This is a genomic window from Duganella sp. 3397 (assembly GCF_031456625.1).
GTDB classification, from domain to species: domain Bacteria; phylum Pseudomonadota; class Gammaproteobacteria; order Burkholderiales; family Burkholderiaceae_D; genus Rugamonas; species Rugamonas phyllosphaerae.
Map to the genome: position 1 here is coordinate 189,579 of NZ_JAVDVB010000002.1, position 21,974 is coordinate 211,552.

Annotated in this window: 16 protein-coding genes and 1 pseudogene; 5 read left to right on the top strand and 12 right to left on the bottom strand. The window is 65.6% G+C overall.

The annotated features are described in order from the left end of the window. The first annotated feature begins 117 nt into the window (after positions 1-117). The gene (locus J2X54_RS05545; RefSeq protein ID WP_310178840.1) at positions 118-822 is read left to right on the top strand and encodes a response regulator; all 705 of its coding nucleotides are present in this window, start codon (positions 118-120) and stop codon (positions 820-822) included. Between the two features lie 2 nt (positions 823-824). Beyond that, positions 825-2,018, top strand: coding sequence for an ATP-binding protein (locus J2X54_RS05550; RefSeq protein ID WP_310178842.1), 1,194 nt, complete (start codon positions 825-827; stop codon positions 2,016-2,018). On the opposite strand, the gene J2X54_RS05555 is transcribed toward J2X54_RS05550, so the two are convergent. The 4 genes from J2X54_RS05555 to J2X54_RS05570 are packed head-to-tail and all read right to left on the bottom strand — an operon-like array spanning position 2,002 to position 8,549. Next, entirely contained in the window at positions 2,002-5,046 is a 3,045-nt protein-coding gene (locus J2X54_RS05555; protein WP_310178845.1) for an efflux RND transporter permease subunit, read from the bottom strand. The two genes, J2X54_RS05550 and J2X54_RS05555, sit on opposite strands and share 17 nt — an antisense overlap. Beyond that, a complete protein-coding gene (locus J2X54_RS05560) occupies positions 5,043-6,218 on the bottom strand; it encodes an efflux RND transporter periplasmic adaptor subunit (RefSeq protein WP_310178850.1) in 1,176 nt (391 codons plus the stop codon). Before J2X54_RS05560 ends, J2X54_RS05555 begins: the two co-directional genes overlap by 4 nt. A gap of 20 nt (positions 6,219-6,238) precedes the next feature. Further along, positions 6,239-7,057 (bottom strand): MipA/OmpV family protein, encoded by an 819-nt coding sequence (locus J2X54_RS05565; protein ID WP_310178853.1) that lies wholly within the window; start codon positions 7,055-7,057, stop codon positions 6,239-6,241. Further along, on the bottom strand, positions 7,050-8,549 hold the full coding sequence (locus J2X54_RS05570; protein WP_310178855.1) for an efflux transporter outer membrane subunit: 1,500 nt from the start codon (positions 8,547-8,549) through the stop codon (positions 7,050-7,052). Before J2X54_RS05570 ends, J2X54_RS05565 begins: the two co-directional genes overlap by 8 nt. Before the next feature lie 203 nt (positions 8,550-8,752). Between J2X54_RS05570 and J2X54_RS05575 the strand changes: the two genes are divergently transcribed. Beyond that, complete coding sequence (locus tag J2X54_RS05575; protein WP_310178857.1) at positions 8,753-9,661, top strand: DUF535 family protein; 909 nt, start codon at positions 8,753-8,755, stop codon at positions 9,659-9,661. Positions 9,662-9,784: 123 nt separating this feature from the next. Here the strand turns inward: J2X54_RS05575 and J2X54_RS05580 are convergent. The 4 genes and pseudogenes from J2X54_RS05580 to J2X54_RS05595 form a co-directional block, all read right to left on the bottom strand. Beyond that, positions 9,785-10,030: pseudogene (locus tag J2X54_RS05580) on the bottom strand (arsenical resistance protein ArsH); the annotation flags it as partial. An 8-nt stretch (positions 10,031-10,038) separates the two neighbouring features. After that, complete coding sequence (locus J2X54_RS05585) at positions 10,039-11,319, bottom strand: arsenic transporter (RefSeq protein WP_310178859.1); 1,281 nt, start codon at positions 11,317-11,319, stop codon at positions 10,039-10,041. A gap of 75 nt (positions 11,320-11,394) precedes the next feature. Further along, the gene (locus tag J2X54_RS05590) at positions 11,395-11,889 is read right to left on the bottom strand and encodes an arsenate reductase ArsC (protein ID WP_310178860.1); all 495 of its coding nucleotides are present in this window, start codon (positions 11,887-11,889) and stop codon (positions 11,395-11,397) included. Between the two features lie 14 nt (positions 11,890-11,903). Then, the gene (locus tag J2X54_RS05595) at positions 11,904-12,230 is read right to left on the bottom strand and encodes a metalloregulator ArsR/SmtB family transcription factor (protein ID WP_310178863.1); all 327 of its coding nucleotides are present in this window, start codon (positions 12,228-12,230) and stop codon (positions 11,904-11,906) included. A 456-nt stretch (positions 12,231-12,686) separates the two neighbouring features. Between J2X54_RS05595 and J2X54_RS05600 the strand changes: the two genes are divergently transcribed. After that, positions 12,687-14,168 carry a SulP family inorganic anion transporter gene (locus tag J2X54_RS05600; protein ID WP_310178865.1) on the top strand — a complete coding sequence of 494 codons (1,482 nt, stop codon included), beginning with the start codon at positions 12,687-12,689 and terminating at the stop codon, positions 14,166-14,168. Positions 14,169-14,216: 48 nt separating this feature from the next. Here the strand turns inward: J2X54_RS05600 and J2X54_RS05605 are convergent, their stop codons facing one another. From J2X54_RS05605 to J2X54_RS05620, 4 genes are all read right to left on the bottom strand, one after another. Beyond that, positions 14,217-15,938, bottom strand: a complete 1,722-nt coding sequence (locus J2X54_RS05605) for an ABC transporter ATP-binding protein/permease (RefSeq protein WP_310178867.1) — start codon at positions 15,936-15,938, stop codon at positions 14,217-14,219. Positions 15,939-16,044: 106 nt separating this feature from the next. Further along, on the bottom strand, positions 16,045-18,486 hold the full coding sequence (locus J2X54_RS05610; protein WP_310178869.1) for a TonB-dependent siderophore receptor: 2,442 nt from the start codon (positions 18,484-18,486) through the stop codon (positions 16,045-16,047). Positions 18,487-18,570: 84 nt separating this feature from the next. Next, complete coding sequence (locus J2X54_RS05615) at positions 18,571-19,572, bottom strand: FecR domain-containing protein (protein ID WP_310178870.1); 1,002 nt, start codon at positions 19,570-19,572, stop codon at positions 18,571-18,573. A 15-nt stretch (positions 19,573-19,587) separates the two neighbouring features. Continuing rightward, on the bottom strand, positions 19,588-20,052 hold the full coding sequence (locus tag J2X54_RS05620) for a sigma-70 family RNA polymerase sigma factor (protein ID WP_310178876.1): 465 nt from the start codon (positions 20,050-20,052) through the stop codon (positions 19,588-19,590). Positions 20,053-20,267: 215 nt separating this feature from the next. Between J2X54_RS05620 and J2X54_RS05625 the strand changes: the two genes are divergently transcribed. After that, entirely contained in the window at positions 20,268-21,971 is a 1,704-nt protein-coding gene (locus J2X54_RS05625; RefSeq protein WP_310178879.1) for an ATP-binding protein, read from the top strand. The last annotated feature ends 3 nt before the right edge of the window (positions 21,972-21,974 follow it).

A 21,974-nucleotide genomic window follows, 5' to 3' on the forward strand; every position in this document is an offset into this window, starting at 1 on the left:
GACGGCAAGGTCACCAATACCTGGGCCAAGCCGATACCTGGGCCAACCTGGCACAGAGAAGATCGCCTATAATTTCACACGAAAAAAAGTTCCGTTGCCCCCCACAATCCCATACAAATGAGTACCAACCTCCCAACCGGCAAGCGCATCCTGATCGTGGAAGACGATGCCGACAGCGCCAGTATTCTCGAGGCCTACCTGCGCCGCGACGATTTCCAGGTGGAGATCGCCCGTGACGGCGTGCAGGCGGTGGACCTGTATGCCAGCTGGCAGCCGGACCTGGTGCTGCTCGACCTGATGCTGCCGCGCCTGTCGGGTACCGACGTGCTTTCCCACATCCGCCGATGCGGCGACACGCCGGTGATCATGGTGTCGGCCATCGGCGACGAGCCGGAAAAGCTCGGGGCGCTGCGCTACGGCGCCGACGACTACGTGGTCAAGCCTTACAGCCCCAAGGAAGTGGTGGCGCGCACCCACGCCGTGCTGCGCCGGTGGCAGCCGCGCGTGGGCGCCGGCAGCGTGCTGCGCCATGGTCCGCTCACGGTCGATACGGACTCGGTGCGGGCGGTGATCGTGGATCCTGCCGCGCGCGAACACACGCTCGACCTCACGCCCACCGAATTCCAGCTGCTGGCGCTGATGCTGCGTGCACCGTTCAAGGCATTTACCCGCAGCGAGCTGCTGGCCGCCTGCCTGCCCGACAGCGACGCCCTCGAGCGGGTGGTCGATACCCACATTTCCAACCTGCGCCGCAAACTGGGCGCCCATGGCCTCGACAACGTGCTGCTGACAGTGCGTTCGATCGGCTACCGGTTCCAGTGACCATGACCGCCATGTCTGCCACGTTCGCGCGATGGCGGCGCCAAGGCGTGCCGCTGTGGGTGTGGATGGGCCTGCGCATGAGCATGCTGGCGATCATCGCGGTGATCGTCATCGCGCTGACCATGTGGTGGTACCTGAATGCCAAGGAGCAGCACTATCTGCGGCAGGTGCCGGCAGACGTGAGCGCGCAGCTCGAGGTGCTGATCCGGGAACCGCAAAAGAACGCCGACCAGATCTGGGACCTGCTGCGCGAGCACTACAACATCGCGCTGTACCTGCCCGCCATGCCCAATGACGACTGGTGGATGCTGGTGGCGATGGTGGTGTTCGTCACGCCGTTCATCATCATCAGCGGGCTGCTGGTGTCGCGCTCGATGTCGCGCCAGTTCACGGTGCTGGGCGCGGGGGTACGCAAGGTACGCGATGGCGATTTTTCGATCCGGCTGGCGTCGTCGCCGCGCGCGCCGCAGGAGCTGGCGGAGCTGACCGATAACTTCAACGACATGGGCCGCCGCCTGGCCCAGTACGAGCGCGAACTGGAAGAATCGAGCGCCATGCTGGCGCACGAGCTGCGCACGCCGCTCAACGCGGCCATGGGCCGCCTGCAGGCGATTCTCGATGACGTCTTTCCGCTCGAGCCGGACCAGCTGCGCAAGGTGCACGGCCAGCTCGAACAGATCAACCGCCTGGTGGGCGACCTGCACCTGATGTCGCTGGCGCGCGCCGGCCAGCTGGGCCTGGAGAAAGACCATTTCGGCGTGCGCGACCTGCTGCTCGAGCGGCTCGAATGGGCCACGCTGCGCATCGCGGCAGCGGGGCTGGTGGTGACCACCCGGTGCGACCCGGGCCTGGCGCTGCGGGCCGACCGCGACCGCATCGGCCAGACCGTCTCGATCCTGATCGAAAACGTGCTGCGCTACGCCGCCGACGGCAAGGTGCTCGACGTGACCGCGTACGCGGAAGGAGCCATGGTGACCATCGTGGTGGCCGACCGTGGACCCGGCATGGATGCAGAGCATCTGTCGCGCGCGGTGGACCGCTTCTGGCGCGCCGAAGATTCGCGCTCGCGGCACCTGGGCGGCAGCGGCCTGGGACTGGCGATTGGCGCCGCCATCTGCGAGAGCCATGGCGGCACGCTGGCGTGCCGCAACCGCAGCGGCGGCGGGCTGGAGGTCGTGCTCAAGCTGCCCGTTTAGCGCGCAACGAAAACAGCAGGTCATACGCGACCGGTATCAGCCCCAGCGTGACCAGCGTACCGAGTGCCAGCCCGCCGATCATGGTGATCGCCATGCCGGTCCACAGCGGGCCGGCAAACAGCATCAGCGGCACCAGCCCGACGATGCAGGTCAGCTTGGTCATCAGGATCGGGCGGAAGCGCTTGATGGCAGCGGCCACCACGGCCTCGCGCCGGGTGCAGCCGGTTTCCAGTTCGGCGTCGATCCGTTCGAGCAGCAGCACCGCGTTGTTGACGATGATGCCGGCCAGCGCGAGCAGGCCGAAGGTCGCCATGAAGCCGAACGGGTAGCCGGTGATCAGCAGCGCGGTGGCTGCGCCGATCAGCACGAACGGCACGCTCGACGCCACGATCACCACCTTGCGCAGCGAATTGAACTGCCACACGAACAGCAGCATGATCGCACACAGCGCATGCGGCATGAAGCCCAGCAGCGCCTGGTTCACTTCGGCCGAATCTTCCAGTTCGCCGCCCAGCCTGATCTTGTAGCCGGGATCCAGCTTGATGCCGGCGATGTCGTCGGCCAGCGTGTCGGCGATTTCGCTGGCGGTCATGCCGGGGTTGCGGCCGGTGATGGTCACGGCTGGCGCCAGGTCGCGGCGGATGATCACCGACGGCTCGCTGCCGGTCGTCACCCGCGCCACGGCGCCGAGCGGCACCGCTGCACCGTCGGCCGGATACACCATGGTGTCGTCCGGCGCGCCGCGCTCTCTGGCGTCGCCGCGCAGCACCACCGGCACCGTCACGCCGTCGTCGTGGATGCCTGTGATGGTGGCGCCGCCGTAGCGCAATTGCAGCGCCTTGGCGATGTCGGTGCTGGCGACGCCGGCGCGGCGGGCCTTGAGCTGGTCCACGTCGATCACGTAGCGCGGCACGCGCGCCTCCCAGTCGTCGTGGATGTCCATTGTACCCGGCAGGTTGCGCAGGCGATCGGCGATGCGCGCGGCAATGCGCTGCAAGACTGCCTGGTCCGGCCCCGTCACGCGGTAGGCCACCACGCCCGACTCGGTCGAACCGAGCGAGAAGCGCTTCGGTTCGGCGCGCACGTCGGGCATGCTGGCCAGCGTGTGGCGGCGCACCCGGTCGATCACCGCGTCGACGTCCGTGCCCGGTTTGACGCTCACCGTAAAATAGGCGATATTGGGTGCGGGCAGGGTGGGCGCCAGGCCCAGCACGATGCGCGGGCCGCCATCGGCCACGTAGCCGATGCTGTCGACCACTTCAGGATTGGCTTGCCGGTCGCCCAGCCAGGTGCTCAGGGTACGCACCCGCTGCAGCGTCACGCGCGAGTCCACGCCCGGCTGCAAGGTCACCGGGATCTGGAACTGCAGCCGGTCCGAGCGCGGCAGAAAATCGTAGGGGATCGACACCAATACGGTCACTGCACCGGCCAGCGCCACGGTCATGGTGGCGATGAACAGCAGCTTGTGCTCGAGCAGCGTGGTGATCACGCTGCGGTAGGCGCGGTAGAAGCGGGTGTCGTAATGTTCGGCGCCCGCGTGGAGCGGCTCCACCTTGGCGAAGTGCAGGCACAACAGCGGGGTGACCGTAATGCTGAGCAGCCAGGAGCCGAGCAAGGTCACGGCCAGCACGATGGCCAGCGATTTCAGGTACTCGTTGGTGGACGTCTGGCCGAAGAAGAACGGCGAGAACGCCAGGATGATCGCCAGCGAGGAGGTGAGCAAGGGAATCGCCAGCGTGCGGCCGGCTTCTTCGCAGGCGTGGGCGCGGTCTTCGCCGGCCACCAGGCGCCGCTCGATGTCTTCCGCAATCACGATGCCGTTGTCCACCAGGAGGCCCAGCGCCAGGATGATGGCGGCGATCGACACGGTCTGCAATTCCACTCCGAGAGCGCGCATGGCGATCAGCGCAGCGAGGATGGTAAGCGGCACGATGGCGCCCACGATCAGGCCCGTGCGCCAGCCCAGGAACAGCATCACGACGGCCATCACGATGACGACGGTCTCGCCCATCACGTGGTGCATCTTGCTCATCTCGCGCGCGACCACGTAGGGCTGGAAGGTGACGATGTGCAGTTGGAAGCCCACCGGCAGCTGCGCCTTGGCGCGGTCCAGGCCCACCCGCAGGGCCTTGCCGAAGTCCTCCATGCTGCGCCCGGCAGCCATCGACACCGCCATCACCACGGCCGGCTGGCCCTGGTAGATGGCAGCGCTGTCGGGCGGATCGGCGGGCGTCAGGCGCACGTCGGCCAGGTCGGCCAGGCGCACGGTGCGCGCGCCGTTTTCTCCCTTGACGCGGATCGGCACCTGGCGCAGCGACGCCACGCTGGTGAGCATGCCGGTTGTGCCCAGCGACATGGACAGGCCAGCCACCGCCGTCAGGCCGCCCGGCTCGACGATGTTCTGCGTTTGCAGCTGCTCGATCACCGCTTGCGGCGCCACGCCCGCCTCGGTCAGGCGTGCGCGGTCGAAGGAGAGGTACACGCGGTCTTCCTGCAAGCCGTGCATGGTGACGCGCTCCACGCCATCGACGGTGTAGAGTTGCGCGCGCATGGCGCGCAGCGGTCCGCGCATCTCGCTCATGCCGAAACCCGGCGCGGTAATGGCGATCGACGCGGCGGCCACCCGGCCGAAATCATCGTCCACGAACGGTCCGACCGTGCCTTGCGGCAGGGCGCCGCTGGCGTCGGCGGCCTTGGCGCGCACGCGCAGCCACAGCGCGGGCAGGTCGCGCACGTTGTCATACGCGGTCAGCTGGATGATGGCATTGCCGGTGCGGGCGCTGGAGACGATGCGCTTGATGCCGGCGATCTCGCGCAACTGCTCTTCAAGCGGCTTGACCAGCAGGTCGGCCACCTGGGTGGCCGGCATGCCGGGAAATGACACGGAGACGGTCGCTTCACGCACGGTGACGGACGGTTCTTCCTGGGACGGAAAATCGAGGAACGTGAATACGCCGACGACCAGCAGCAGCAACGCCACCACGATGGTCAGCCGGCTCGATGAGAGTGCGGCGCGGGTGATGTTCATGGCTGCTCCCCGGCGGCCAGCGTGGATGCGGCCTGGTACGGCACCACGCGCTGGTGGTCGATCAGGAACGCGGTGCCGGCGCCGGCGACTTGCTCGCCGGGCTGCAGGCCCTCGGTGACCTCGATGCTGTCGCCGCGCTGGCGGCCCAGCACGACGGAACGGCGTTCGAGCACATTGCCGGTGTGGTGGAACACGAACACGTGGCCGGTGCCGGACCTGGCGCCCTGCGCCACGGCCGTCAGCGGCAGGGTTGCCACTTGCTTCGCGCCGGAGTCGATCGCGATCGACAGCGCTGCGCCGCTGCGCAGGGACGCATGCCCTGGGCCCGGCTCCGGTTGCAGGTCGAAGATGGCCTGCACTGTGCCGCCGGCGTCGATATGGTCGGCCAGGCTGCGCAGGGTGAGGCGGATGATGTTGGTGGGGTTGGTGGTGTTAATGGTGTTGGTGGTGTCGTTGGCGTCGGCCGGCTCGGCGCGGCGCGCGGTCACCACGGCGCCCGGCTTGAGCGATGCGGGCAGCAGCGCGGCCGGCAGGTCGGCCACCACCTGCGGGTGGCTGTCGCCTTCGATTTGCAGCACGACCTGGCCGGCGGCGGCCAGTGCGCCCGGTTGCGCCAGGCGCGCCTTGATGCGCCCGGCGTACGGCGCGCGCAGCACGCTAACACGCTGGGCGCGCGCCGCCAGTTCCAGCGCGGCGGTGGCCGAGCTGTTGGCGGCGTCGGCCATCGTCACGGCCAGTTGCGCCGCATCGAGCGTGAGTTTCGAGGCGGCGCCATCGGCGTGCATGGCCTGCTGCTGGCGCAGCTGGTCGCGCCGTTCCTGCAACTGGCCGGCGGTGGAGCGCACCTGGGCCTCTGCCTGCAGTATTTGCAGGTGGGCCGGTTCCGGGTCGAGCGTGGCCAGCACCTGGCCACGGCGGACGGTATCGCCCACGTCGACCATCACGCCGGCCACCCGGCCGCCGTTTTCGAACGACAGGTCGGCGCGCTGCGCCTGCCGTACCAGCGCCACGAAGCTGTAGTTGCCGGCGGCGGTCGTGGGTGGCGTGATCAGCTTGACCATGCGCAGCGGCGCTTCAGCGCGGACTGGCTGGCGGTCGCAGGCCGCCAGCTGCGTGGTCAGCAACACCAGCGCCGCAGTGCCAAGCAAGAAGGGAAAGGAACGTCGTGTCATGAATTCTCCTGGGCCACCGGTCAGTACACGTACCGGATGGTCATCATCGCTTCCACCGGCGTCTTGCGGGCCATGAGCGGGCTGTCCTTGGCGCGTTCGACAAACGGCATGGCAGTCAGTTGCACCGAGCTGTACCAGTGATCGGCCAGCTTGTGCTCCCACTGGGCGCTGACCGAGTACGCATACAGGCCGCCCGGTGCGCGGTACGCGCTGAAACGGGTGTTGGCCGCCTGGGCGTCGGTCACGCCGAAGTACGCCTGGTTGTAGCGGGCGTTGCCGACATGGACGTTGGCGCCCAGCGCCACGCGCTCGTCGCCGGCATCGATCACGTTCCACTCGGCGCCCACGCGCAGGTTCTGCCGGTCCACGTGGGACTTGAGCGTGACATCGGCCTCGGCGCTGATCGACAGCGCGGGGGTGACCTGCTGTGCGATCAGGGTGTGCCAGGTGGCCGATCCGGGCACCTCGCCCATGCCGGCCAGGTCGCGCCCGCCGGGGCGGAACAGGTCAGATTTAACCCCGCGCCCCTGGTCGTAATGGATCGACTGCGACACGTAAAAGCCGGAGTCGGTGAGCAGTTGCAGGCCGGCGCCACGGCTGCTGTCGATGAAGAAGATGCCGCGCTGGGCGTACACCACGGGCACGAACGTGGTGGTGGTGTCGCGCGAACCCATGTAACGCGGCGCCACCCGCACGCCGGCGCCGATGGCCGCTTCGAGCTTGTCGCCCAGCAGGTAATTGACGGTCAGTTCGGCGCTGTGCGCGGCGGGTGTCGTGATGGCGATGGCGAGCAGGGCGGCGGAGGCGGCCAGCAGCGAAGGGCGGAGCGTATCAGTCATGGTGTGGGCTATCCTGGGTGATGGGGAGGTTGAGAGAGAACGTGGTGCCATAAAAGGCGTGCAGCAGGCGAATCCGGTTGAGAGCGAGGTCGCGCGCGGCGTCGATGCGGGCCAGCGCTGCATCTTCCGTGCGCAGGTGCTCGGCCAGCAGGTCGGTGCTGTCCTGCAGGCCTTGCGCCACCCGCAGCGCCATGGCGCCGGTGCGCCGGGTGAGCGTGTCGTGGCGCTGGCGGCGTGCCGCTGCCTCGGCTTCCAGTCCGCGCTGCTGGTCGAGCGCGCCGGCCACTTCCTGGAACGCCGCCTCGATGGCTTGCGCATAGCTGGCCACGGCGGCGTCCTTGCGCAGTTCGGCCGCGTCGAGCTGCGCCTGGTTGCGGCCGCCGTCGAAGATCGGCAGGCTTACCGTGGGATTGAAAGTCCAGGCGCGGCTGCCCGACTTGAACAGGCCACCGAGATCCTCGCTGACCGATCCCACGCCGGTGGTGAGCCGTATCGACGGGAAGAACGCCGCGCGCGCCGCGCCTATGTCGGCATGGCGCGCCTTCAGTTCGGCCTCGGCCTGGCGGAGGTCGGGGCGATCGAGCAGGATGCGGGCGTCGAGGTCGCGCAGCGCGGCGAGCGGCAAGGGGCTGGCAGCCAGCGCGTCCACGCCGCCGCTGGCGCCCACCGACGCGGCAGGCGCGTAGCCGGTGAGGACGTCGAGCGCACGCTGCGCCGTCGCGTACCGGCCCGCCGCAGCGATGGTGGCGGCATGATGGGCGGCGGTGGCGGCGCGCTGCGCCCCGAGCTGGTCGCGCGAGATCAGGCCCACGTCGAACTGGCGCTGCGTATAGGCGTCGAGCTGGCGCTGATAACCATCGGTGACCTGCAGCACGCGCAGGGCGGCGCTGCCGGCCACCAGCTGGGTGTGGGCGCGCAGCACTTCGGCGATCAGCCCGGCGCGCACGGCAGCGGCGCCTTGTTCCGAACCGGCGTAGCGGTCCTGCGCCGCCTGCGCCATCGAGCGCAATCTGCCGAAGATGTCGAGGTCATAGTCCAAGCCGATGCCGGCGGCGCTGTAGTGTTCGCGCTCGGTCGCCTCCAGGTCGGGATTGTCGAAGCTGGTGCGCTTGCCTTCCGCCTGCAGTGACACGGTCGGCAGGCGCGCCGCGCCTTCCAGGCGGGCCAGTGCGCGCGCTTCGTCCACGCGGCGCATGGCCACCCGGTATTGGGCATTGTGGGCCAGCGCCTGTTCTACCAGCGTGGTCAGCATGGACAGTTGCGCGGCGCTGTGTTGCGGGGCGAAGTTGGCCAGCAAGCGTGCTTCGGCCGGGTTCAACGGGGCGGTGCCGACCGATGCTGTGGCGACACCGGCGACGCCGGCGACACCTGCGATACCGGTGGCGCCCAGCGTGGCAGGCAGCACGGGCATGGCCGGGCGTTGATACACGGGGGCCAGCGAGCAGCCGCCGAGCAGCAGCGTGCAGAGAAAAACGGGAAGTCGAGCGGGCATGGTGGCGGTGGTGTTGTCGGAATGCCGCCAGCTTCCCACTCAATGGTGCAGGTACTTTGTGGAAAGTATCAAGAAATGGTGTGGACCGGGTAATGAGGAGCGTGAAGAACCTGCGCCTCCACAGTTTCTCCATCAATCCATCATCGAAACTGCACGGACGAATCGTACCCTGCCTGGCATCATAGCCAACCCAGGTAAAGAATATGTCGCACTTTTCTTCGCAAGTCACGATCCGCTCGGGAGCGCAGGGCAACAGCCGGTTGAGCAGGGCGCGAGAATTGATCAAACTGCTGGCACGAAGCATTACCCAGCCGCATGCCAGCCATGGCTGGCTCGGACTACTCAATTCGGACCCCATCTTCAGCGACCTGGTCGCGGCCCGTCCGCGCCTGGTGGGCAAGGTATTCCGCCCGTATCTGTCCAATACGTTCGACAGCGGCCAGCGGACGTCGCTGCTGATCGGCCACTATCATTCGGTCCTGCGGGAGGGATGGGGGCCGCTGGTGGTGCAGGCCGCGCGCACGGGCGTGGAGTTGGGCAGCATTCGCGGCAAATCGGGCCACACGCTCAGCATCGTGTTACGTGCGATCGAGCCGATGGACCGCGAGGGCGAGCTGACCTTGCAGCTGATGCATGACGATGTCCATGTTTATTGCTGCGCATTTTCCCTGATTCAATCGGCCAATGGCATCTACCTGGGTATCGGCTGCCTGCAGGGACCACGCGGCGATACCAGCCTCGACATCGTGCGCGAGGCCACTCGTCAACTTCACGGGCTGCGACCGAAAAACCTGCTGCTGAAGGTGATCTCGGCGATCGGCCACCAATACGGCTGCGCCGGCATGCGCTTGGTGGGCAACCGCAACCGCGCCGTGCGCCGCGCCTTAAAGGACGGCAAGGTGCACGCCGACTACGATGCCTTCTGGCTCGAGTGCGGCGCCCAGCGGCGCGCCGATGGCGACTACGACATGCCGTGCGCGCCACTGGCGCCGCCCGATTTCGCCAGTATCGCGTCGAGCAAACGGTCGGTGGCCAGGCAGCGGTATGAACTGCTGCGCCAATTCACGTCATCCATCAGCGCTACGCTGCAGCATGCGCGCCAGTATGCGTGAGCTGCCTGAACCCTCGGCGAAGCGCAGGGCCTGATCGAAAAGCCGCGCATGGACCTGCGCGCACTATGCGCAGCACGCTTCGGTCTGTCTAGCCGGCACGACCGGTATGCGCGTGCTGTGGGGTCAGATTCTGTTGATGGCGTGGTCGATGGCTTTCATCGACCGATCGCTGCGTTCGCTGTAGCGGTCAGTCAGATCATCGGTGCGGCCACGCAGCAGCAGGGTCATCTTGAACAGTTCTTCCATCACGTCCACGACGCGCTCGTAATATCCGGAGGGCCGCATGCGGCCTTCCTCGTCGAATTCCTTGTACGCCATCGGCACCGACGACTGGTTGGGGATGGTGAACATGCGCATCCAGCGACCTCGGAACTCCATTAAGCCAGGCGCACTGCCAGTGCGGCCAGGGTGATCAGCAGTACCGGCAGTGTCAATACGATGCCGACACGGAAGTAATAACCCCAGGAAATCTGGATGCCCTTGCTCGACAACACGTGCAGCCACAACAGCGTGGCCAGGCTGCCGATCGGCGTGATCTTCGGCCCCAGGTCGCTGCCGATGATGTTGGCGTAAATCATCGCCTCGCGCACCACGCCGGTGGCACTCGTTGCATCGATCGAGAGCGCGCCGATCAGCACGGTCGGCATATTGTTCATGATCGACGACAGGACGGCGGTGATGACGCCGGTGCCGAACGCTGCGCCCCACACGCCGTAGCTGGCGCATTCGTTGAGCACGGCGGCCAGGTAATCGGTGAGGCCGGCGTTGCGCAATCCGTACACCACCAGGTACATGCCGAGCGAGAACACCACGACCTGCCACGGCGCGCTGACCAGTACTTCGCGGGTGGAAATCCGGTGTCCGCGGCCAGCCACCAGCAACAGCAGTACCGCACCGGCGGCCGCCACCGCGCTGATCGGCACCCCGAGCGACTCGAGCCAGAAGAACCCGGCCAGCAGCAACGCCAGCACCCACCAGCCGGCGACGAAGGTGGCGCGGTCGTGGATGGCCTCGGCAGGCGCCTTCAGTTGTGACAGGTCGTAGTTGGCCGGAATATCCGCGCGGAAGAACCACAGCAGGGCGCCCAGCGTGGCGGCCACGGCCACCAGGTTGACTGGCGCCATCACGGCAGCGTAGCGCGCAAAGCCGATATCGAAGTAGTCGGCAGAAACGATGTTGACCAGGTTCGACACCACCAGCGGCAGGCTGGCGGTGTCGGCAATGAAGCCTGCGGCCATGACGAACGCCAGCGTGGCCCGGGCGGAAAACTTCAGCGCGCGCAGCATGGCGATGACGATCGGCGTGAGGATCAGCGCCGCGCCGTCGTTGGCGAACACCGACGCCACGGCCGCGCCCAGCAACACCAGCAGCACGAACAGGCGCCGGCCGCTGCCCCGGCCCCAGCGCGCGACATGCAAGGCTGCCCATTCGAACGAGCCGGCCTTGTCCAGCAACAGGCTGATGATGATCACGGCCACGAAGGTGCCGGTGGCGTTCCAGACGATGTGCCACACCACCGGGATGTCGCTGGTGTGGATCACGCCGGCGAGCAGGGCAACGGCGGCGCCAGCGGCAGCGCTCCAGCCGATGCCGAGGCCGCGCGGCTGCCAGATCACCAGGACCAGGGTGGCAAGGAAAAGCAGAAAGGCGGGAAGCACGAGCGCTCCTGGTAAATTGTCAGACAAGGGGGCGCCGGTCGGCCCTGGGGCCGGCCGTAAATGCGCGGCTGCGGCTCAGGCCAGGATGGTGCCGATCTTGTCGAGTTCGGCCTTGAACTGCGCCCTGTCGTTGGCCAGCTGGTCCAGCGGCAATGCCAGGAACGCCTCGATGCGGGCGCGGATGATGCGGTAGGTTTGCTCGAAGGCGATGTTGATTTCTTCCTCGGAACCGACCACGTGGCCGGGATCGTCAACGCCCCAATGCGTGCGCAGCACCGGGCCGAGGTAGGCCGGGCAGGTTTCACCGGCTGCGCTGCCGCACACGGTGACCACGATGTCTGGTGTCACTGGCAGGTCGTCCCACGATTTGCTGTAGTAGCCCTCGGTCGAGATGCCCTTGCTGTGCAACAGCGCAACTGCGCGCGGATGCAGCTTGCCGGCGGGCTGGCTGCCGGCGCTGATCGCCTTCAGGCCGCTTGGGGCGAGATGGTTGAAAGTGGCTTCAGACAGCACGGAACGGCACGAGTTGCCGGTACAGAGAAACAGTACGGTGCAAACATGTTCTTGCATGGGGAGTTCTCCGGTCAGGTGGATGCAGTGGTTTGGCAGGCCGACGGTCCGCAAGGCATGCCGCCGCAACAGTTTTCGGTGAGATAGCCGATCAAGCCGTTCATCACACCGATATCGGCCGAGTAGATGACGAAGCGGCCTTCGCTGCGCGAGGTGATCAACCTGGCGTGCGTCAGTTCCTTGAGGTGAAAGGACAGCGACGACGGCGCGATCTCGAGCTGCTCGGCAATCTTGGTGGCCGCCATGCCGCCGGGGCCAACCTGCACCAGCAACCTGAAAATGGCCAGCCGGCTTTCCTGCGCAATAGCCGCCAGCGCGGCCAGAACCTCTTTGGTATCCATCGTAACTGCTTTCATTATTCAATAATTATGGAAGCATAATAAACTCGATACTTCGACAATTCAATCATTATCGAATCGTTGGGGGGGCGCGCAGCATATCTCTTCCCCTTGACGAAGTCGGTTGCTGAGCTTCAAAATGATGCCCATGACCGCCCAGAACCCTCCATTTGCCCCCGCAGTTTGCGATCCGCGCGCGCCACGCGCCACGCAATGTGCGGCAACAAGGCCCGGGGTTCCCGTGTTCGCCGGCTCGGGTATGCCGCTCGGGTACTTCTGCTCCGTTACTCCGCCGTAACATCTTTTCCTGCGTGATCCAATTTGCACCAGCTCGCTCATGCGGGCATGGTCGCTTTGCGTCATCGTTCTTGCCGTAGTCCGCGTGCGCCTGTCTCCTGGCGCGCGATCGGCTGCATCTTTCAAGTTAACGCCAGCCACACCGGCTGGGAAGGAAAAACCATGTCCCCATCAACCATCCGCCGTGATTGGTTCTCCAATATTCCACATGATCTGCTGGCCGGCGTTGTCGTTGCGCTCGCGTTGATTCCCGAGGCAATCGCCTTCTCCATCATTGCCGGAGTCGATCCCAAGGTCGGCTTGTATGCTTCGTTCTCGATGGCGGTGGTCATCGCTTTTTCCGGGGGACGTCCCGCCATGATTTCAGCCGCTACCGGCGCAATGGCTTTGTTGATGGTCACGCTGGTGAAGGAGCATGGCTTGCAGTACTTGCTGGCCACAACCATTCTGACCGGCGTACTGCAGGTTCTGGCCGGCGCGCTGCGCCTCGGCGTGCTGATGCGCTTTGTCTCGCGCTCGGTGATCACGGGCTTCGTCAATGCACTGGCTATCCTCATTTTCATGGCCCAGTTGCCCGAGCTCACCCATGTCGGTTGGCAAGTGTATGCGTTGACCGGTGCCGGCCTGGCCATCATTTACCTGTTCCCGTACATCACGAAGGCGGTTCCGTCGCCGCTGGTGACGATCGTCGTGCTGACTGCCGTGTCGATGTTCCTCGGTCTCGACGTGCGCACGGTCGGCGACATGGGCAAACTGCCCGACAGCCTGCCTGTTTTCCTCCTGCCCGATATCCCATTGACCTGGCAGACCTTGACCATTATTTTTCCGGTGGCCGCGACACTGGCGGTCGTCGGGTTGCTCGAATCGATGATGACCGCATCAATTGTCGATGACATGACCGACACCAACAGCAACAAGAACCGCGAATGCGTGGGACAGGGCATTGCCAACATCACGACCGGCTTCCTGGGCGGGATGGCCGGCTGCGCGATGATTGGCCAGTCCGTCATCAACGTCAAGTCGGGTGGGCGCGGCCGGTTGTCCGCCTTCGCTGCCGGCGTTTTCCTAATGCTGATGGTGGTATTCATTGGCGATTGGGTGGCGCGCATCCCGATGGCAGCGCTGGTCGCGGTCATGATCATGGTTGCGATCGGTACCTTCAGTTGGTCCTCGCTGCGCAATCTCCGCGAGCACCCCATCAGTTCAAGTGCCGTGATGCTCGCCACCGTGATCGTCGTCGTCGCGACCCACGACCTGGCCAAGGGCGTGCTGGTGGGGGTGATTCTTTCCGGATTTTTCTTCGCGCACAAGATCGGGCGCATCCTGCACATCAGCTCACGCAGGCAAGACGCGGACCGCGCTCGCACCTATGTGGTGACTGGCCAGGTGTTTTTTGCCTCAGCGGACAACTTCATCAAATCCTTCGATTTCAAGGAAGTCCTCGACACTGTCCGAATAGACCTGACAGGCGCGCATTTCTGGGACATCACGGCAGTCAGCGCGCTCGACAAGGTTGTGCTCAAGTTCCGCCGCGAGGCTGTTGCTGTCGAGATCATCGGCCTGAATGAAGCAAGCTCTACGTTGGTTGACAGGTTTGCGGTTCACGACAAGCAAGGTGCCGAAGCGATGCTGTCGGCGCATTGAGGAGAAATGGATAGCCGGTGCAATCGAACGACCGGGGCTTGCCACATGTCACGCCGCCTGCGCCGCACTCGGCACCAGCTCGATGATGTCGTCGTGGTACTTGGCTACCGCAGTGCGGTGCGCCACGCTGATGATGGCGGTGTCGGGCAGTTCGCTGATCAAGGCCTCGTACAGCCTGGCCTCGGTGGCCGGGTCGAGTGCGCTGGTCGCTTCGTCGAGGAAGACGAAGTCGGGCCGTTGCAGCAGCACCCTGGCGAACGCCACGCGCTGCTGTTCGCCGCCGGACAGCAATTGCTGCCAGTTGTCGCGCGTATGGAGCGACGTGATGCGGCCGCCGAGGCCGCAGGCGTCCAGCACGCGGCGGCAGGTGGCGTCGTCGAACTGGTCGGGCATCATCGGGTAGCACATGGCAGCCTTGAAGGTGCCGCTCGGCAGGTAGCTACGCTGCGGCAAAAACATGATGCGGGCCGCGGCCGGCAGCGTGACGGTGCCGGCGCCGTGCTGCCACAGGCCGGCCAGCGTGCGCAGCAGCGTGCTCTTGCCGGTGCCGGACGGGCCGCGCACCAGCGTGCGGCTGCCTGCCGCCAGTTGCAGCGGGGCCACGTCGGCCAGCGCGTCGCCGTCCGGGGTGCGCAGGGTCAGCACGCTGCTGTGTATGCCGTCCTGGCTGGCGCGCGCCACGGTAAAACCGTTCGGCCGCGCCTGCGCCTTGTTGATGGCCCAGGAAAAATCGCGCAGCCGGTTGGCCAGCGCCAGCCACATCGCGAAACTCTTGTACGACTCCTGGAAGTAACCGAGCGACGCGCTCAACTGGCCAAAGGCGCCCACGGCCTGGGTCACGCCGCCCATGGTGATTTCGCCGGCGAAATAGCGCGGCAGGGCGGTCAGCGTGGGCAGTACGGCGAACAGGTGGCCGTAGACAGTCCGGGTCATCTCTAACTTGGCGTTGCGCGCGACCGTGGCCAGCACGTTGTCGCGGATTTTTGCGAAGCGGCGGCGCAAGCGCTGCAATTCGTTGTCGGCGCCGCCGTACAGGGCGATCTGCACGGCGTTTTCGCGCACCTGCATGGCGCTGTAACGGTAGTTCGCTTCCACCGTTTGGCGTTTCATGCCCAGCACGATCAGGCGCTTGCCCACCCAGTGTACCAGCATCAGGTACGCCAGGTTGTAGAGCAGCGCGACATACACCATGTAGCCGGGAATGCGCAGGCTGCCATCGCCGATGGGGATGGTCAGGGTGCCCGACAGCCCCCACAGGACCGCAGTGAAGGCCACGATGTTGACGATCACGTTGATCATGTTGGAGATGTTGACCACGCTGCTGTTGGCAAACAGCCTGACATCTTCGGCGATGTGCTGGTCGGCGTTCGAGAGCGCACCGTCTGGATCGATGTCGTAGTAGGCATTCGAGCTGAACCACTGTTCAAGGTAGTGGTTGCTCAGCCAGGTGCGCCAGTCGAGGTCGATCAGGTCGATGATGGCGGTGCGCACCACGCCCAGTGCACCGACCAGCAAGCCGACGCCGATGGTCATCCAGATGACTTTTTTCAGTACATCCCAGCGACGGGCCAGCAGGGCGTCGGTCAGTTCGCCGGTGAGCTCGTTGGCGCGGACGTACAGCCATGACGAGCCGAGCGTGATGGCCAGCCACAGCAGCACCAGCAGCCAGGCACGCCAGCGCTTGCGCGCGCCCCAGTAGGGCGCGAACAGGTGCAGCATGCCGGGACGGTCGGTCGCGGCGAGAGAGGATTGATCAGGCGAGGCGCTCACGGTGGATGCAAAAGAATGTGCTGTTGCAGCGCATCATAGCGTCAATAATGAAATGTTTGCAAAGAAACATTACAACAGTGCGCGACCACCGGCGCCGCCACCCTGGCTAGAGCAGTCCGCGCAAGGTGAGCACCAATTCGCGCGGGTTGCCATACACGGCGCCGAAGTTGGTGCGGTCGATGGTGGCGTAATACCGTTTATCGAACAGGTTGTTGACGTTCAGTGCCAGCATCCAGCGGCGATCGAGGCGGTAGGCTGCGCGTGCGTTCCACAGCGTGTAACCGCCCTGGGTGACGGTTTCGGCCCGCCCCTGGATGCCACTTTGCACATTCATGCCCAGCCCCACGCTCAGCGGTCCGCTCAGCTGCTGGTCGCCCCATACGCGCAGCAAGTGCCTGGGCACTTGCGGGTTGAAGATCTTGCCCTCGTTGGTGTTGTCCTGCAGGTACTTGGTCGTGTTGTAGGTATAACCTGCCGACAGGTTGAGATCGGCTGTGATTTTGCCGCCCACCTCCGCCTCGACCCCCTGGCTGCGTACCTTGCCGGCGGCGCGCGAGCAGTAGTCGCCGTCGCACAGCAGTCCGCCATCGGTGTCGGGCACGGCGCGGTTTTCCTGCAGGTAGCGGAACAGGGCCAGCGAGGCGTTCACGCGTTGCGCGAACAACTGGCCCTTGATGCCAAGTTCGTCATTAGTGCCGACGATGGGGGCCAGCGTGGTTTGCGCGGCCGTCCTGCCGGCTTGCGGCACGAACACTTCGGCATAACTGGCGTAACCAGTCCAGTTCGGCGTGAAGGCATACGTCAGGCCGGCATACGGGGTGAACTCGCCCCGGCTCCGGGTGAGGCCGGTATCGGCCCCCCAGCGAGTGACCGACGCATATTTGTTGCTGTACCAGCTGGTGCGCCCGCCCACAGTCAAGTGCAGGCGGTCGTTCAGCGCGAAACGCGCCGTGCCGTACAGTCCTTTGCTGGTGACGGTGTAGGCGCCGGTGGACACGCCGCCGGACAGCGCGGCCAGGCGGTCCATGTCGAATCTCGGCTGGTAGGGGTCGGGGTTGAATACATCGACCGTGCCCAGGCCGGTGGCGGCGATGGCGTAGCGGTCGTCCGACGTGTAGCGCGAGTAATTGGCACCCACGATCACTTCGTGGGCGCGGCCCCAAGCCTGGAACGCGCCATTGAGCGAGGCGTCGAAGCCGGCGTGTTCGCCGGCAAAGTCGGTGGCGACACCGACCCGGGTAGCGCCGGTGCCGGTGGCGCGCCCTATGTTGCCCTGGCCATAGCTGTACAGCGACTTGTTGTGTTCATCCATGTACACCGCGCCCACCTTCAGGCGCCAGTCGTTGTCGAACCGGTGGGCCAGGTCCGCGAACAACCGCGTCTGGCGGTTCGACAGGTCGTTCCAGTCGGCGCCGAGGAAGGTGCCGCGCCGCAGGCCCAGGTCGCCACCGTCCGCGTAGCGCGGCAAGCCCGCAAACGACGGCGTGGCATCGGTTCTTTCGTGGCTGACCCCGAAGCCCGCAGTGGTGCGCGCCGTCAGGTCGATATCGATGGCGCCGTAGACCGTCAGGTTCTTGCTGCCCACAAAGTCGATAAACGTGTTGCGCCGGTCGTGGTCGAGGACGGCGCGGCCACGGATGGTGCCGCTCTCGTTGAGCGGTCCGCTGAGATCGAGCTGCGCGCCATACAAATCGTGCGACCCCGCCTTGGCAATGACATCCGTGGTTTTTTCCTGCTGTCCGCGCTTGCGCACCAGGTTGACTGCGCCACCCATGCTGTCGGCGCCTTGCCACAGGCCGGCGCTGCCGCGCAGCACTTCGGCCCGCTCATACAGCGCCATGTTTTCGGTGAGGCTGCTTGCCTGCGAATAGAACTGCCGCGTGAGCGGCACGCCATCGTACTGGAGCGAGGTGATCGGAAAGCCACGGGCGAAAAAATACTTGCCTGCCATCGGGCTTTGGGTGGTGACCACGCCCGTCACATTTTCCAGCACATCGTACAGCGAGGTCAGGTTTTGATCGTCCATGCGCTGGCGCGTGACCACGCTGACCGATTGCGGAATCTCCTTCAGGGCCTGGCTGGTCTTGCCGATCGACACTGTACGGCGCGTGTAGGCGACCGGGTCGTCGGCCGCATCGGACACCACCGTGACCGCCGCCAGCGTGGTGACCGGCGCACTGGCCCGGGCACTGACAGCGTTCGCAACCAGCATGTATTCGCTGCCATTGCCGGCCACGGCGCGATAGCCGCTCTCGTGCAACAGCAGCGCGAAGCCGTCAGCAATACCATGTTCACCGCGCAAGCCGGCGCTACGCATGCCGTCGAACCGGGCCGGCTCGAACACCAGCCGCACGCCCGAGACGGCCGCAAACTCGGCCAGCACATCACCGAGCGGGCCGGCCGCGATGGCATAGCTGCGCTTGGCTGGCGCCTGTTGCGCATGGACTGAGAGCGGCGCCAGTGACAGGGCGCCGGTACCGATCAGCATCAGGGCCAGGGCAAGGGTGGTCGGGCGCAGGCCGGGCGCGCGGTGAAGGGTAGGTTTCATGGTTGTTCAGGTTCCTGGATCGAAGTGGATGGCAGCGTGCATGGACGCCATTACCCTCTACGCCGGACGAGGCGGAAAAAGTGATCACTTTTTCGTCGAATATTTTTCCGTGGCCGATGTGGGCAGCGGCTCAACCACGGTCCAGTAAGGATGCAAGCGCCGGATCCGCACCGGGAAACGCTGGGCCAGCGTGGCCAGGCTGGCATCGACATCGTCGAGCGCGAGTGCGCCGGACACGCGCAGGTCGGCAATGGACGCAGCGCAGCGCAGAAAGCCGGGACGGTGCCGGTCCAGTTCGGCGATCACGTCCGCCAGGCGCATATTGCGCGCGACCAGCATGCCGTTTTGCCACAGGTAGCTGTTGGGATCCACGGCGCCGGACTGCAGCACGGTGGCGTGGTCGAACGTGACCTGCTCCCCGCTGTGTACTAGCCGCGCTTGGCCGCTGCGCGGTGCAATCCGCACCGCATGCTCGATCACGGCCACGCGGGTGGCGCCGTTCGCCAGGCGCACGCTGAAGCGGGTACCCAGTGCTTGCGCCGTGCCGTGCGGTGTTTCGACCAGGAACGGACGGGGAGCGGGGGTGCGGTCGGCATGCGTGACGACCAGGACCTCGCCGGCACGCACGATCACGCGTCGCTCTGTCTCGGTGAACACGACATCGGCGGCACTATTGCCGTTGAGCGTGAGCTCGGTGCCGTCGCCCAGCGTATGGGTCCGCCGCTCCCCCTTGGACGTCGCCACGTCGGCCGTCCATTGCGGCGGCGCCAGCTCGTGCCAGGTGCGCCAGGTCAGCCAGCCTGCCGGCACGGCCACCAGGAGCGCGCCGAGTCTGGCAAGGGTGCGGCGGCGGCTGCCGTGATCGATTCCTTGCAGTGTCGTCGCGCCGAGTGGGGACGATACCTGCTCGAAACTGCGATGCATGGCCTCGGCCCTGGCCCACGCCGCTGCGTGCGCGGGGCTGCGCGCGTGCCACTGCGCGAACGCTTGCCGGTCGCTCGCATGCGGTTCGCCAAAGCACAGGGTGATCACCCAGTCGGCGGCTTCTTCGAGCAGCGCGTAGGGAACCGGCGTGGTGGAAGTCATGGGCGCCGGACCGGGTTATTGTTGCGTGCTCATGCAGGCGAGCAGCGCACGCCTGATGTGGCGGCGCACCGTGATGGCCGGTTTGCCGGTGCGGACGGCAATCTCGGCCAGCGTCATGCCTTCGAGCTGTGCCATCAGGAACATCTGTCGCGTCAACGGCTTCAGCGTGCTGAGCATGTTGTCAACGGCGACCAGTGCTTCGATCAGCATCAGCCTGGTTTCGGGCGAAGGCGCTTCGTGCTCGGCAAGATGGGCGACCGCTTGCAGATACGCCTGTTCGATGTCGCGGCGGCGCCAGTAATCGATCAGCAAACCTTTGGCGATGTGCGTGAGCAGGGCGCGCGATTCGCGCGGCGCTTGCATGGAACGGGTGGTCAGCACGCGGATGAAGGTGTCCTGGGTGAGATCCGCTGCGGTGCCGGTGTCGGCCAGGTGGCGCTGCAACCAGGTGTGCAGCCAGCGGCGATGGGTGCAATACATTTCTGCCACATCGGGGCAGGGGACGGAAGTGACCGCAGACATGGCGCCATATGCAAATGAGAATTAATCGCATTATTGCCGAAAATCGCCATGCTGGCAACTCTCCACGCTGTTGAAAAAACAATCGTGTCTTTTCTTGCCCTGCGCGACAAGTTAGCAACCTCACAGAATTTGTTTAACGCCAATGTTACCTTGCGAGTTCAACAGGAGGAACCATGGCAATCGGAAAATCGGTGCGCGACCACGGTGGCGACGCATCTGCGGACGGGGCAACCGGCATCAAGGCCGACGGCCAGATGGACGGCAGCAGTTACAACCCGCTGGGCAATCCCGGCATGGAACACTGGCAGGCCACCTACGTCAGCAAGGACGGTATCGAGGACCGTGGCAATGTATTTTTTGCGGCGGTCGAAATGACGCGCATGCCGATGATCATTACCGACCCGCGCCAGCCCGATAACCCGATCGTGTTTGCCAACGGCGCTTTCCTGGACCTGACCGGCTATGCGGAAGGCCAGATCCTGGGCCGCAACTGCCGCTTCCTGCAAGGGGGCGATACCGACCGCGACACGGTGGCCGAGATCAGGCACGGTATCGAAGAGCACCGCGCCGTGGCAGTCGATATCCTCAACTACAAGGCCGATGGGACGCCGTTCTGGAACGGGCTATTCATGGGGCCGGTCTTCGATAAAGACGGCGAGCTGCTGTATTATTTTGCGTCCCAGCTCGACATTACCGACAAGTTCAACCAGCACCAGTCGTCGATCCAGGCCCAAAAAATGGAAGCGATCGGCGCGCTGACGGCGGGATTGGCGCACGACTTCAACAACCTGCTGCACGTGGCCACCGGCAACCTGGAACTGGCCACGCGCCAGTTGCACGGATCGAATTCGGCCATCGACGCCCTTGAGCGCAGCCGGGGCGCGCTGGACAAGGCCACCCGCCTGACCCAGAAACTGCTGTCGTTCGCCCGCAAGCAGAATCTGCATCCCAAGCTGGTGTCGCTGAACCAGGTCGTGCTGGGCCTGGCGGACATGCTGGGACCCACCTTGCCCAAGTCGATCACGCTGCGCCTCGACCTCGGTACCAACTTGCCGCAGTGCCAGGTCGATGCCGACCATCTCGACTCGGCGCTGCTCAACCTGGTCAAGAATGCGCGCGAAGCCATGCCCGATGGCGGCGCGATCACGATTGCCACCCGGGAGTTCACCGGCACGGCGCCAGCGAAGCTGCTGGCGAACGGCGCCCATCCGTGCGTGGAAGTGGCGATCCAGGACAGCGGGCCCGGCATGGCCGAAGAGGTGGTGCGGCGGTCGACCGAACCATTTTTTACCACCAAGGGACCAGGTACCGGCCTGGGCCTGGCAATGGTGCATGGCTTTGCCGAACAGTCGCAAGGCAAGCTGCACATTGCCAGCACGCTGGGCAAGGGCACCACGGTCACGCTGAGGTTCCCGTCCGCGCCTGCGTCGCCACCGGCACCGGCTGCGGACAAGGCGGCAGCGGGGGCGGCAGAGGCGTCCGAAAATGCGCCGGCCGAGGTTGAGCGCAGCCGGTGGCGCAGCAAGCGCCTGCTGGTGGTGGACGACAATGCCGACATCCTGATGCTGACCACCGAGTTCCTGCAAGCGCTCGGCTACCAGGTCAAGCCGGTTGAAAGCGCTGACGCTGCGCTGGCGTACCTGGCCCGGGGCGAGCAGGTGGACCTGATGTTTACCGACATCGTGATGCCGGGCGGGATGAGCGGCATCGCGCTGGCGCAGGCGGTGGCGCGCGACTACCCGCAGGTGAAGCTGCTTGCTGCCACCGGCTACATGGACCAGTTACCCGAGCAGGGCGACCTGGGCACGCCGCTCGACATCATCCCCAAGCCATTCCGCTTCGACATGCTGGGAGAAAAAATCCGCCAACTGCTCTGACAC